The sequence below is a fragment of the Duganella violaceipulchra genome, from assembly GCF_019166075.1.
Classification (GTDB): Bacteria; Pseudomonadota; Gammaproteobacteria; order Burkholderiales; family Burkholderiaceae_D; genus Rugamonas; species Rugamonas violaceipulchra.
This window is the reverse complement of the sequence record NZ_JAHTGR010000014.1, coordinates 212780-226049: the sequence shown is the minus strand read 5'-3', so window position 1 is coordinate 226049 and position 13270 is coordinate 212780. Positions and strand designations below refer to the sequence as shown.

Here is a 13270-nt window from a genome sequence, read left to right as displayed (position 1 = left end):
ACATCGTCGGCTTCTATAACTGCAAGCGCATCAATTCAGCATTGGGAAATCTGTCACCCGCCGTCTACGAACGGAAAATGGCAGCACGTGAACCTATCGTTGTGTCCGAAATTACTTGACCACCGCAGTCCTCGGCCAGCAGCACGCGCAAGCCGCCGCGCGCGGGCGCCGGCGCAAGATCGCCCACGCCCACCAGCAGGCCGCCGTCGTGGGCGCTGCGGTTCAGGTTTTGTCCCGGCGCCAGCACGGCCAGCGGCGGCAGCGGCGCGGCCTGCGCCACGCCGGTGTGCAGCAGGGGCACGGTGAAGCTGAACACACTGCCCTGCCCCGGCGCGCTGTGGACTTCGATCCGGCCCTGCATCAGGATCACCAGCCGGCGGCAGATCGCCAGTCCCAGGCCGGTGCCGCCGTACTCGCGCGTGGTCGAGCCGTCGACCTGGGCGAAGGCTTCGAAGATCATGTGCTGCTTTTCCGGCGGCACGCCGATGCCGGTGTCGCGCACGGCGAACACGACCTCGCTGCGGTCGTCGTGCTCGGCGGCGATAGCCAGTTGCACCGTCACCCCGCCCTCGCCGGTGAACTTGATGGCGTTGCCCACCAGGTTGAGCAGCACCTGCCGCAGGCGGCCCGGATCGCCCTTCAGGATGCGCGGCAGCTGCGGCGGAATCTCGGCCGCCAGCGCCAGCCCTTTCTGCCGCGCCCGCAGGCTCATGGCGCGCAGCGTGTCGCCGACCAGCTGGCGCAGGTCGAACGGCACTTCCTCGATGTCGAGCTTGCCCGCTTCGATCTTGGAGAAATCCAGGATGTCGTCGACGATGTGCAGCAGCGCGTCGGCCGAGGCTTGCACCAACATCAGGTCGGCGCGCTGGTCGGCGTCGATGTCGGACTCCAACACCAGCTCGGTCATGCCGAGGATGCCGTTCATCGGCGTGCGGATCTCGTGGCTCATATTGGCCAGGAATTCGCTCTTGGCGCGACTGGCCGCCTCGGCCGATTCGACCGCGTGCTGCATGGCCGCGCGGGCCGCGCGCTGTTCGCTGATGTCGATGAAGTAGCCCAGCATGTAGGACAGCCCGCCGCTGTTGATGACCTTGCGGCTGACCAGCACGTCGAGCGGCGGATCGAAGGTGGCCATGCGGCGCTCGGTGGTGACCATGCGGCCGGACGACCAGGCCAGCGCGTCTTCCTCGTGGGTGGTGGCGGCCCAGCGCGGCGTGGCGAATTCGTCGACCGTGCGGCCGAGGATTTCCGCCCGCGAGCGCTGGGTGAATTCCTCGAAGCGACTGTTGAAGCGCAGGAAGCGGCCGTCGCGGTCCTTGAGGAAGATGGGGATGGGCAGCTGGTCGAGGATCTGCTCGGTCAGTTCCTGCTGGTCGCGGGCGGCCTGGTCTTCGGACGGCGCCCGCAATTGCGCCTGCAGGTCGGCGTGCAGGTCGCGCTGCAGGCCGGCCAGGCGCGCGGTGCGCTTGTCGCGCCAGGTGCCGACGTTGCCGCGCTGCTGGCGGTTCTCCTTGCGCAGCAGCGCGTTGGCCGAGCGCAGCTGGTGCACTTCCGCTTCCAGATCGGCCAGCGCGGCCAGTTGCGGTTCCAGCAGGCGCGCCAGTTCCTGGGCGTCGGCGGCAGGATGCGCGGCCAGCGCTTGCCGTATCAGGGCGACGTGGCGGTCCTGGTCCATGGCCGCGTCAGGCCGTCAGCGCGGCGGCGCCGCCATGCTCGTCGCGGAAGCGGGCGCGGATGGCCTGCACGTCGTCCCAGCGCTGCAACAGCGCCTCCACGCAGCGCGGATCGAAATGGCTGGAGCAGTTGTCCAGCAGGTGCTGGCGCGCGTCCTCCATGCTCCAGGCTTGTTTGTACGGCCGCACGCTGGTCAGCGCGTCGAACACGTCGGCCACGGCGACGATGCGGCCCACCAGCGGGATCGCCTCGCCCGCCAGGCCGCGCGGATAGCCCTGGCCGTCGTAGCGCTCGTGGTGGGTCAGCGCGATCTCGGCCGCCAGCTTGAGCATGCGTGCCTGGCAATCCTTGAGGATGTTGTAGCCGATCCCGGCGTGCTGGCGCATGACGGTCATCTCTTCCGGGTTCAGTCGGCCGGGCTTGAGCAGGATGTGGTCGGGCGTGCCGACCTTGCCGATGTCGTGCATGGGGGCGGCGTTCAGCACGTCCTGCTGCTGTTCCTCGGACTGGCCCAGCTGCTCGGCGATCAGGCGCGAGTAGTGCGCCATGCGCTGGATGTGGGCGCCGGTTTCGGGGTCGCGGTATTCGGAGGCGCGGCACAGCAGCATGATGGTTTCCTGCTCGCGCGCGCGCAGCTCGGCGGTGGCCTTGGCCACTTCCTCGGCCAGCCAGCTGGCGCGGTGCTGCAGGCTCAGCGTGGCGCTGCGCAGCGCCAGCATGTTGCGGGTGCGGGCCAGGAACTCGACCTTGTCGATCGGCTTGATGAGGAAATCGCTGGCGCCGTTTTCCAGCGCGCGGTGGCGCACGTCGACGTCGACGCTGGCGGTGACCATCAGCACCGGCGGGCGCTGGTCGGGCGGGGCTTCCAGCCGGGCGATCAGCTCCAGGCCGTTCAGGTCCGGCATCATGTAGTCGACGATCAGCAGGTCGTAGGGATGGCTGTTGCACCAGGTCAGCGCCTCGCGCGCCGACTGGAAGCTGATGGTGTTCACGTCTTTCAGTTTATCGACCAGGCGCGACATCAGCACCAGGTTGATATGGGTATCGTCGACCAGCACCACCTTCATGCAACTCCCCTTGTTGTTTTATTTTAAGCGATGCGCGTAGGTGCTCTTGAACTTGGCGACCTTGGGCGCCACCACGAAGGCGCAATAGCTTTGCAGCGGATGCTGGCTGAAGTAATCCTGATGATAGGCCTCGGCCGGATAGTAGGTGGAGGCCGGCGCCAGTTCGGTGACGATGGGCGCGTCCCAGACCCCGGCCATCTGCGCGATCACCTGGCGCGCCGTGGCTTCCTGTTGCGGCGACTGGTAGAAGATCACCGAGCGGTACTGGGTGCCGACGTCGTTGCCCTGGCGGTTTAGCGTGGTCGGGTCGTGGATGGTGAAGAAGATTTCCAGCAGGTCGCGAAAACCGATGACGGACGGATCAAATTGCAATTTCACCACTTCGGCGTGGCCGGTGTCGCCGGCGCAGATCTGCTCGTAGGTGGGATCGGGCTGGTGGCCGCCGGTATAGCCGGACTCGACATGGACAACGCCCTTGACGCGCGCAAACACCGCCTCGGTGCACCAGAAGCAGCCGCCGCCCAGATAAGCCGTTTCGAGCGCCGTGCCCGGCGCGGACTGACTAGTCATGACTCCCTCGCGTAGAAGAATGCCCATGGGTTCACTGTAACGCAAACCAGCAGCGCGTGCACCTGCATTCGACGTCGGCGCAGAGGCCGTGACAAACCCGACTCGCCATGAGGCAGGATCAAAAACAGACGATCTCGTTATTTTTCATCAAACCAAAATACCTTGGCCGGCTGTAATTTGTAGTTCTCTGCGCAACCAACGGGAGCTTGAAAAATGGATCAGGACTTGGAACTAAGCGGAAGACAATGGGCTAGGAAATTTCCCGGAAGTGCAGACACAAAAGACTTATCGGGGAATTTTCGTCTTGCTGTGGACGCCTTTATTTATGCAATGGAAGAGGCGGGAATTAAAGTAAAAATCAATGCCACTTTTAGACCGACGAAGCGATCATATCTCATGCACTATTCTTATAGAATTGCAAAAAAAGGATATGATCCGAAAAAAGTTCCTTCAATGCAGGGAGTGAACATAAACTGGGATCACGGTACAAAAGAAGAATCCGTAAAAGCTGCAAGGGACATGACTTCGGCTTTAGACATACAAACACTACAGACAAAACCGGCCCTCCGCTCTCAACACAATGCAGGGCTTGCCATCGATATGAATATCTCCTGGGGAAAAACAGTCGAAATCAAGGACGCGAGCGGCGCCATAGTGAAAATCAATACGTTGCCGAGGACCGGCATGAACAAGCAATTGATAGACGTTGCGAGGACTTATGGCGTGAAAAAATACAATGGACCTGGGCGAGATTTTCCACATTGGTCAAACAATGGTCGTTAGATCAAGGAGATTGATATGCGAATTCGATACTTATTTTTTCCTCTAGCCCTCACTTCTTCGCTAGCTTTCCCTGTCGAAAATTCACCTCAAGATGTAAAGAAATTTATTTACAACGCTGGTGCCTGTGAGCATTTAGGGGGCGAATACGACGGAGAACTTCCCAACGAAGAGAAAGAGCAGATACGGAAAGACATTGACAAATATTGCGGGGGAGCTAGGAGTCAATTTGACATTCTAAAAGAGAAATACAAGAACAATCCGACTCTACTCAAACGACTAAAGAACAACTATAACGATAGTGTAGCGAGCTATAAAAAATCGCCTTAAGGAGCCGCCGGCCAGATGCGTGTCTGGCACGGACTGGGTAGTCATGACGCCGTCTCGTGGATAAATATTCGGCGGCTCGCTGTCGTGCAAACCAAGGCAATACGCTATCGCACGGTAAACTTTGGCATAATGGCTGAAAAGTCACAGGTCCACCATGCACACTCGCTCTCCCCGCGCCGACCAGCGCCCCTTCGATACCAGCCATTTTCGCCAGGCGCTGGGCCAGTTCGCCACCGGCGTCACCGTCATCACCACCCGGCTGGCGGACGGCAGCTTCCGCGGCCTGACGGCCAGCTCCTTCAATTCGGTGTCGCTGGACCCGCCGCTGGTGCTGTGGAGCCTGGCGACCACGGCCAACAGCATGCCCATCTTCACCGGCAATTCGCACTATGTCATCAACGTGCTGTCGGCCGACCAGGCGCATCTGGCCAAGCAGTTCGCCACGCGCGGCATCGATCCGTGGCAAAACACCGAATACGAGCTGTCGCGCACCGGCCAGCCCATCCTCAAGGGCGCCTCGGCCTGGTTCGAATGCCACAACCGCAGCCGCTACCCGGAAGGCGACCATGTGATTTTCGTCGGCGAGGTCGAGCTGTGCGAATTCTCCCCCTCCCCGCCGCTGATTTTCCACAGCGGCCAGTTCGGCAGCCTGGGCTAAAAACGGAAATTAGTGTCGCCATTTGAAAAGCCGTTCCGGTGGCCGCGGCATAGAATGCGGGCAGCCTTCACCAATTTTCATAATGAGAGACCACTATGAGCCAAGCCCGCGCCCAATTCCACTGGGATGATCCCCTGCTGCTGGACCAGCAACTGACCGACGACGAGCGCATGGTGCGCGACGCCGCCGCCGCCTATTGCAAGGACAAACTGGCCCCGCGCATCCTGGACGCCTTCCGCCACGAGAAGATGGACACCACGATCTTCCGCGAAATGGGCGAACTGGGCCTGCTGGGCCCGACCATCCCGGAACAATACGGCGGTCCCGGCCTGAACTACGTGGCCTACGGCCTGATCGCGCGCGAAGTCGAGCGCATCGATTCCGGCTACCGTTCGATGATGAGCGTGCAGTCGTCGCTGGTGATGGTGCCGATCTACGAGTTCGGCACCGAAGAGCAGAAACAGAAATACCTGCCGAAACTGGCCACCGGCGAGTGGATCGGCTGCTTCGGCCTGACCGAACCCAACCACGGTTCCGATCCGGGCTCGATGATCACCCGCGCCAAGAAGGTGCCAGGCGGCTACTCGCTGAGCGGCGCCAAGATGTGGATCACCAACTCGCCGGTCGCCGACGTGTTCGTGGTCTGGGCCAAGGACGATGAAGGCGCGATCCGCGGCTTCGTGCTGGAAAAAGGCATGGCCGGCCTGAGCGCCCCTGCCATCCACGGCAAGTTCGGCCTGCGCGCTTCGGTGACCGGCGAAATCGTGATGGACAATGTGTTCTGCCCGGAAGAGAACGCCTTCCCGGACGTGCGCGGCCTGAAGGGTCCGTTCACCTGCCTGAACTCGGCGCGCTACGGCATCGCCTGGGGCGCGCTCGGCGCGGCCGAGGATTGCTGGCACACCGCGCGCCAGTACGTGCTGGACCGTCACCAGTTCGGCCGTCCGCTGGCCGCCAACCAGCTGGTGCAGAAGAAGCTGGCCGACATGCAGACCGAGATCACGCTGGGCCTGCAAGGCTGTTTGCAGCTGGGCCGCATGAAGGACGCCGGCACGGCGGCGGTGGAAATCACCTCGATGATGAAGCGCAATTCCTGCGGCAAGTCGCTGGACATCGCCCGCGTCGCGCGCGATATGCTGGGCGGTAATGGCATCTCGGACGAGTTCGGCATCATCCGCCACATGGTCAACCTGGAAGTGGTCAATACCTACGAAGGTACGCACGACATCCACGCGCTGATCCTGGGCCGCGCCCAGACCGGCATCCAGGCGTTCCAGTAATTACGACAGACGTAAAAAAACCCCGCCAGCCTGAACGCGCTCAAGATCGCGCTCAGTGCCGGCGGGTTTTTTTTTATGCCTTCGAAGTCTTAGAAGCCCTTGAAGTTGTAGCCTATGCTGACGCTGACGGCCAGCGGATCCAGGCGCACGTCCTGGGTCTGGCCGGTCGAGAAGTGCACCACGCTCTTGAGCTTGGTCTTAATGACGGTGGCGTCGACAAACCATTTCTCGTTGATCTTCACGGTGCCGCCGATCTGGTAGCTCATGGCCCACTTGTCGTCCAGCTTGAAGGTGGTGCCCGGGCCGCCGGTGTTGAGCAGCGCGGTCAGCTGGCCGGAGCCGGTCTCTTTCTGGAACATCGCATAGGTGATGCCCAGGCCCACATACGGACGGAACATCGAGTTGGCCGGCAGGAAGCGGTACTGGATGAAGGCGGTCGGCGGCAGCACTTCCGACGTGCCCAGCTTGCCCGTGCCCTGGATGGAACCGGCGCCGATCAGGTCGTGCTTGTACGGCAGGCCCAGGTCCACCTCGGCTGCGATGTTATCGGTCAGCATGTAGGCGATCGCGAAGCGCGGCTTGGTGTCCGAGCCGACGTCGGCCTTGGTGCCCGGCAGCGCCGGCGCCGAGACGTCGCCCGAATCGACCTTCGGCGTGATCTTGTTGATGCCCAGCGTGCCCAGCCAGGTGCCCTTGGTTTGTTGCGCCGACGCGGCCGAGGCTACCGTCAGTGCGGCGGCCAGCGCCAGCAGTTTTACCGTGTTCTTCATATCGTCTCCTGATTTATTGTGTTGTGAGTCCGGCAGCCGCCCGCCCGAGGGCGGCGGCTGCCTGCGACGACTGAATTACAGCCAGCCCTTGACGACCAGCTTCTCGGCCACGTAGCGGGCCAGCAGCAGGTTGTTGAACGGCGTCGGGTGGACTTCATCGGCGAAGGACCAGTGGCTGACGTCGCCGGACTTGAGGTTGCCGCCGTTGCACACCAGCGAGCTGGACAGCGGATTGGTCGGGGCAGTCAGGTTGCAGGCCGGATCGACCACGTTGGTCAGGCCGTATGGGCCGGGATTGGTGGCCTGGTCGTGGCTGACGGCGAACACATCGACGATCAGCACTTTGGACTCCGATGCCAGGCCGGTGCTCAGCGCGCCGTTGAAGGCGCTCACCATGGCGTTGATCAGCGGCTGCGATTCCGGCTTGGCGCGGCCCGACGGCGTGGTGGCCACGTCCGGCAGGTTGTTGACGGTGACGTAGTTGGCGCCGTTGGCGATGATCTTGGTCTTGACCAGGGCGGCCAGTTCGGCGCCGGCGGTGGCCATCGCGGTGATCAGCTCCGGACCGTGGGCGGCGGCATAGTCCGCCCCGGCCTTGGCGCCGGCGGCGTTGCCGGCGGCGGTGCCGGCGGCGGTGGCGTCGGCCGTGGCCTTGGCGACCATCGGCTGCCAGACGGTTGGCGAGCCGACCGCCGAATTGCCCGGCTGGACGGCGGCGGTGCCGATGGCGACCTGGGTGATGCTGGTCTGGGTGCTGCCGCTGCGGGCCGCTTCCGTTTGCGCTGCCAGGCCGATGGCGGCGGCGGCGGATTGCGGGCTGGTGGCGCCGGCGGCCAGCTGGCCGACCAGGCTGGTGACGTAGGCGGCGGCGCCGGCCTCGGCGCCAGCCTTGGCGCCGGCGGCGGTGCCGGCCGCCGTGGCGTCGGCGCTCAGCTTGGACAGGTTGAACAGCGCGTCGTTGCCGCCGGCCATGACGAACACCATTTCATCGCCCTTGAACTTGCCGCCAACGGCTTTCAGGTGGTTGTCGATCTGGGTGGTGACCGGAACGGTCAGCGCGCCCAGCGGGCTGCCGGTCAGCTTGTTGCCGGGGCCGACAGGGTTGGTCACGCGGGCGCCGCCCTGGGCGTAGCCGTAGCAGTTGGCGTGCGCCACTTGCGGTACAGAGAAACCTTTGCTGGCGTCGCCGTCGAGGCCGGTGAGGGCCGCGCACGGGGCCGCCACGCCCAGCTGGGCGGCGACCAGTTCGGTCCAGTTCTTGCCGGTCAGCGTGGAGGCGGTGGCGGTGTTGTCGCCGTTGATCGTAAATTTGCCGCCCTTGAGGAGGGCCACCGTGCCGACGGCGTAGGAGCCGACGTCGGACAGGCTGTCGCCAAACGACACCTGGCTGCTGTATTTGTTCTTGATGGTCTGATCACCAGGCTTGGGATCGGTTCCGCCGCAACCCGCAAGGACGGCCAGAGTCATTGCCGCGAGAGCAAATTTAGTATGACGCATGTTGTCTCCTAGAAAAATTTTTTTATAGTGTGATACGAACGGCCGTGCTATTCGCAACCCAACTAATATGCCAGCCTTAACCGCGAATGTATAGGGGAGCACATAAAAACCCCTTGCATTTGTGGCTAAAAAGAACGGTTGCTCGGCTGTATTTTCATAGAGACAACTTACATCAAATCAATTTCATCGGCTTGGTGCGGAATCAAAGAAGTTTCTTGCTTCGCGCAGGCAGAATGGCGCCACCAGGCCGGCGTGATAGGCGTCGTTGACGGCCTTGTCGGCCGCCGCCTGCCAGCCCGTGCTGGCCAGCACGGAAAGGCGCAGCACCTGCTTGGCGGTGGCGAATTCGGCGCGCGTGGCGCGATACGGCACCAGCAGCGCCGAGTCGTCCACGTCCAGCACCGTCAGCAGGCTGGTGGGCATGCCGCGGGCGCTGAAGTAGTCGTTGGTGGAATCGGTATTGGCGAACGGTACCACCGGGTCTTCGTTGCCGCCGCACAGGAACAGCGGCACGGTCGGAATGTAGGTGCGCAGGTCGTTCCTCAGCAGCCACTTGCGCAGCGGCTGGGCCGGCGAGCAGGCCAGCGGCGCGCCCCGGCTGGCATTGCAGGGGTTGGCCTTGAGGTCGGCCAGGTAGCCGTTGCGGTAGCTGGTCTTCATCAGGTGGTCGGCGCCGAAGAAGGACGCGTAGCCCGACGCCTGCGGCAGCGAATCCTGCGCGAACAGCACGTCGTTCGGCAGCTTGCCGGCCGCGACCAGGTCGCCCAGGCCCTGCGTGCCCGGCAGCAGCGTATCGATGCCGGTGGCGTACTTGGCTTCGTAAATGTCGTCCAGGCTGTTGTAGATGGCGGCGCCGGCGCGCTGGCCGGCGTTGATCAGCATCGGCAGGAAGCCGCTGGAACCCATCGTCGGCGCGCCGCCGTAGATGCCGTCGCCGAACTGCAGCAGCGCATACGGGCCGGACATCGGCGCCGCCGCCGTCACCGTGAACTCGTTGGAATACTTGAGCTGCATCGCGCGCTGGGTGGCCAGCGCCACGAAGCCGCCTTGAGAGTAACCGCTCACCATCAGCCGGCTGGAGGGGGTGGCGCTGATGCTGCCGAACACGCTGCGGGCGGCGCGCAAGGCGTCGACCATGTCGTTCGATTGCTGGTCGGCGTCCAGGTAGGCGTGGTAGGCCAGCGACGAGCCAGCATAGCCGGCGTAGTTCGGCGCCACCACGATGTAGCCCTGGGTCGCGAACATCGCCGCCACCAGCAGCGCCTCGGTGCCGGACAGGTTGGACATGTCGGTGGTCTTGCGCGGCGAGGTGCCGTGCGCGTACAGCATCACCGGACGGGCGCCCTGGCAAGCCGCGTTGCTGCCGGACGGCACGATGATGGCGGTGCTGGCGTCGGTGTCGGCCGCCACCGAATCGACGGTGTGGTACTTGAGGGTGTAGGTGGTGATGGCGCAGGTCGGCGTGCCGGTCATGGAGCTGCCGAGGGTGACGGAGGCGTCGACCAGCTTCTTCATGACGGCCGGATCGATGGTGCTGGCCATGGCGCCGCCGCCGATGGCGGCCGGCACCAGCGTGGCGCCGCCGATGGGCACGCCGCGCAGCTGGACCGGCGGCTGGGTCACCACATTGCCGCCGGTGCGGTCGCCGGACGAACCACCGCCGCCGCCGCAACAGACCAGCAGGACGGCGAGGGAAATCAGGGAAAAACGGGCGGCGTTGAACATGATGCATCCTCGCATAAGGTGCAGGGCGCAAGAGCGGCCTCTGCTGATAGGTCAAGGTTGCCGGGCTTTTTTTTTCGGCCGGCAACGCTTTAGCTTAGCAGATATGCAATCCCATCGCACCACCCTGTTGCGATGGCCACACAGCTCAATTGTTCAACAATGACGCGATGATACCGGCCGAGCCGAACACCGAACGGCGCAGACGGTCGTTCACGCCCAGCCATTGCGCGCCCTGCGGCGGGCTCTCCACCAGGATCAGGTCGGAGCCGGTCTGGTCCATGTCGCGCAGCGCGGCGTACAGGCCGTAGGCGTAGCCGGCCGGGTCGGCCGGCAGCATGCATTGCGACTGCGGCAGCGCCGGCAAGGCGTGGCTGATCAGCGCAACCTTGACGCCGCGCGCCTGCAGCTGCGCCAGCACGGCCGTCAGCTCGGCTTGCGCCAGCATGGTGACCGGGGTGTGCGGCGCGTAGTGCGATTCCAGCGTGCCGGAGGCGCGCGGCGCGGCCTGGTCCGGCGCGGCCGGCAGCGCGCCGATGACGTCGGCGATCTGCTGCGCGCTGATGTGGCCGGGACGCAGCAGCACCGGGCCGTGCGTGGCCAGGCGCGACAGGTCGACGATGGTCGATTCGATGCCGACCTGGCTGGCGCCGCCTTCGAGCACGGTGCTCAGCAGCGCGCCGCTGCAGGCTTCGCCGTCGGTGGCGCCGTCGTCGTGCGCGTCCAGGCCGAACTCGTCGCGCACGTGCTGCGCGGTGGTCGGGCTGACGTTGCCGAACTTGTTGGCCGACGGCGCCGCCACGCCGCCCTTGCCGCCCTTGAAGGCGCTCAGCAAGGCGATCGCGACCGGATGCGACGGGCAGCGGATGCCGACCGTGTCCTGGCCGCCGGAGACGGCGTCGGGAATGTGGCTGGCGCGTTTCAGGATCAGGGTCAGCGGTCCCGGCCAGAAGGCGTCGACCAGCTGGCGCGCTTCCGGCGGGATGTCGGTGACCCAGTAGTCGAGCGCGGCGCCGGGGGCGACGTGCACGATCACCGGATGGTCGTTGGGCCGGCCCTTGGCTTGGTAGATGCGGGCCACGGCCGCCGGGTTCTCGGCGTCGGCGCCCAGGCCGTAGACGGTCTCGGTGGGGAAGGCGACCAGGCCGCCCTCCTCCAGGATCGCCGCCGCCGCCGCGATGGCGCTGTGATCGGCTACCGTTGCGGCCTGCTGCTTCACGGCGCGATACCGAGGATGGCGCAGGCGGCGTTGAGCTGCTGCTGCGCTTGCGCCAGGGTCGACGCGATGAAGGTCAGGTGACCCATCTTGCGGGCGCGGCGCGGATCGTCCTTGCCGTACAGGTGCAGGCAGGCGCCCGGCAGCGCCAGCACCTGGTCCCAGGCTGGTTCGCGCGTGGCGTCGCTGTCGTCGGTGAACCAGACGTCGCCGAGGAGGTTGAGCATCACGGCCGGCGAATGCTGGCGCACGTCGCCCAGCGGCAGCCGCGCCATCGCCCGCACCTGCTGCGCGAACTGGCTGGTGACGCAGGCGTCCATCGTGTAGTGGCCGCTGTTGTGCGGACGCGGCGCCATCTCGTTGACCACCAGGCTGCCGTCGGTGAGCACGAAGAACTCGATGCACAGCACGCCGACATAACCAAGCTCGGCAACGATGGCTTGCGCCGCCTGCTGCGCGATCTTCGCGCTGGCGTCGCACACGTTCGGGCCCGGCACGGTGGTGGTGAACAGGATGCCGTCGCGGTGGACGTTCTCGGCGATCGGATAGACCACCGATTCGCCGTCGGCGCCACGGGCGGTCAGCACCGAGACCTCGTAGGCCAGCGGCAGCATCTTCTCCAGCAGGCAGGTGACGCCGTCCATGCTGTCGAAGGCGGCGCGCACGTCCTCGCGGCTGCGCACGCGCACCTGGCCCTTGCCGTCGTAACCCATGCGCACCGTCTTCAGGATGCCCGGCAGCAGATCGTCGCCGATGGCGTCGATGTCTGCATGCGAGGCGATCACCTTGTGCGGCGCCGGCATCACGCCCGACCTGGGCGCGCAATCGACGAAGAAGCGTTTCTCGGCGATGCGGTCCTGCGCCACCGACACGCCGTGCGCGTTCGGCGCGACGAACACTTGCTGCGCCAGGCGCGACAGGCTGTCGGCCGGCACATTCTCGAATTCGGTGGTGACGGCCAGGCATTGCGCGGCCAGCGCGTCGAGGCCGGCGGCGTCGCCGTAGCCGGCTTCAACCAGGCGCTGGGCGACCTGCCCGGCGGGACAATCGGCCGCCGGTTCCAGCACGGCCACCTGGTAGCCCATGCCTTGCGCGGCCTGGGCGAACATGCGGCCGAGCTGGCCGCCGCCCATCACACCCAGCCAGGCTGGCGGATTGGCGGCTGGCAGCAGGGGTGACAACTGCGGTGTAAACAATTTACTCATTATTCCAGCGGTAAAGTCATGGCCTTGGCGGCGTCGGTTTGCGTGATGCGGAAGGCTTCCAGCTGGTCGGCCAGCGCGTCGTCGTTGGCGGCGATCATGGCGACCGCCGTCAGCGCGGCGTTGGCGGCGCCGGCTTCGCCGATGGCGAAGGTGGCCACCGGCACGCCCTTGGGCATCTGCACGATGGACAGCAGTGAATCCTCGCCGCGCAGGTACTTGGACGGCACCGGCACGCCCAGCACCGGCACGATGGTCATCGCCGCCACCATGCCAGGCAGGTGGGCGGCGCCGCCGGCGCCGGCGATGATGGCGCGCAAGCCGCGCGCGCGGGCGCTCTTGGCGTAGGCGTACATCTCGTCCGGCATGCGGTGGGCGGATATGACTTGCGCTTCAAACGGCACGCCGAACTGCTTGAGGATGGCGACCGCGTTCTGCATCACGTCCCAGTCCGACGACGAACCCATGATGACGCCGACCAGTGGCTTGTTCTGATCTGCCATG

General features: G+C 64.9%; 13 protein-coding genes. 4 read left to right on the top strand and 9 right to left on the bottom strand.

Features of this window, described 5'->3' with window-relative positions:
* Positions 1-64: 64 nt before the first annotated feature.
* Genes KVP70_RS24405 through msrA form a run of 3 tightly spaced genes read right to left on the bottom strand, consistent with a single transcriptional unit; the run spans position 65 to position 3311 of the window.
* Positions 65-1675: a PAS domain-containing hybrid sensor histidine kinase/response regulator gene (locus KVP70_RS24405; RefSeq protein WP_229225059.1), complete on the bottom strand. Its 1611-nt coding sequence runs from the start codon at positions 1673-1675 to the stop codon at positions 65-67.
* A gap of 7 nt (positions 1676-1682) precedes the next feature.
* Positions 1683-2741, bottom strand: a complete 1059-nt coding sequence (locus tag KVP70_RS24400) for an HD domain-containing phosphohydrolase (protein WP_217945027.1) — start codon at positions 2739-2741, stop codon at positions 1683-1685.
* A gap of 18 nt (positions 2742-2759) precedes the next feature.
* Positions 2760-3311: a peptide-methionine (S)-S-oxide reductase MsrA gene (gene msrA / locus KVP70_RS24395; protein ID WP_217945026.1), complete on the bottom strand. Its 552-nt coding sequence runs from the start codon at positions 3309-3311 to the stop codon at positions 2760-2762.
* 213 nt (positions 3312-3524) lie between these two features.
* Between msrA and KVP70_RS24390 the strand changes: the two genes are divergently transcribed.
* The 4 genes from KVP70_RS24390 to KVP70_RS24375 all read left to right on the top strand — a co-directional run bounded on the left by KVP70_RS24390 (position 3525) and on the right by KVP70_RS24375 (position 6359).
* A complete protein-coding gene (locus KVP70_RS24390) occupies positions 3525-4094 on the top strand; it encodes a hypothetical protein (protein ID WP_217945025.1) in 570 nt (189 codons plus the stop codon).
* A 15-nt stretch (positions 4095-4109) separates the two neighbouring features.
* Positions 4110-4421: a hypothetical protein gene (locus KVP70_RS24385; RefSeq protein ID WP_217945024.1), complete on the top strand. Its 312-nt coding sequence runs from the start codon at positions 4110-4112 to the stop codon at positions 4419-4421.
* A 154-nt stretch (positions 4422-4575) separates the two neighbouring features.
* On the top strand, positions 4576-5079 hold the full coding sequence (locus KVP70_RS24380; RefSeq protein ID WP_217945023.1) for a flavin reductase family protein: 504 nt from the start codon (positions 4576-4578) through the stop codon (positions 5077-5079).
* Between the two features lie 95 nt (positions 5080-5174).
* Complete coding sequence (locus KVP70_RS24375; protein ID WP_217945022.1) at positions 5175-6359, top strand: acyl-CoA dehydrogenase; 1185 nt, start codon at positions 5175-5177, stop codon at positions 6357-6359.
* 89 nt (positions 6360-6448) lie between these two features.
* Here the strand turns inward: KVP70_RS24375 and KVP70_RS24370 are convergent, their stop codons facing one another.
* The 6 genes from KVP70_RS24370 to purE form a co-directional block, all read right to left on the bottom strand.
* Entirely contained in the window at positions 6449-7129 is a 681-nt protein-coding gene (locus tag KVP70_RS24370) for an OmpW/AlkL family protein (RefSeq protein ID WP_217945021.1), read from the bottom strand.
* Positions 7130-7204: 75 nt separating this feature from the next.
* Positions 7205-8626: an SGNH/GDSL hydrolase family protein gene (locus KVP70_RS24365; protein ID WP_217945020.1), complete on the bottom strand. Its 1422-nt coding sequence runs from the start codon at positions 8624-8626 to the stop codon at positions 7205-7207.
* A gap of 183 nt (positions 8627-8809) precedes the next feature.
* On the bottom strand, positions 8810-10351 hold the full coding sequence (locus KVP70_RS24360; protein WP_217945019.1) for an alpha/beta hydrolase family protein: 1542 nt from the start codon (positions 10349-10351) through the stop codon (positions 8810-8812).
* Between the two features lie 145 nt (positions 10352-10496).
* Entirely contained in the window at positions 10497-11567 is a 1071-nt protein-coding gene (locus tag KVP70_RS24355; protein ID WP_217945018.1) for an L-threonylcarbamoyladenylate synthase, read from the bottom strand.
* Positions 11564-12769 (bottom strand): 5-(carboxyamino)imidazole ribonucleotide synthase, encoded by a 1206-nt coding sequence (locus KVP70_RS24350; RefSeq protein ID WP_217945017.1) that lies wholly within the window; start codon positions 12767-12769, stop codon positions 11564-11566. The genes KVP70_RS24355 and KVP70_RS24350 overlap by 4 nt, the downstream gene beginning before the upstream one ends.
* Complete coding sequence (gene purE / locus KVP70_RS24345; protein ID WP_217945016.1) at positions 12769-13269, bottom strand: 5-(carboxyamino)imidazole ribonucleotide mutase; 501 nt, start codon at positions 13267-13269, stop codon at positions 12769-12771. The genes KVP70_RS24350 and purE overlap by 1 nt, the downstream gene beginning before the upstream one ends.
* Position 13270: the final 1 nt, after the last annotated feature.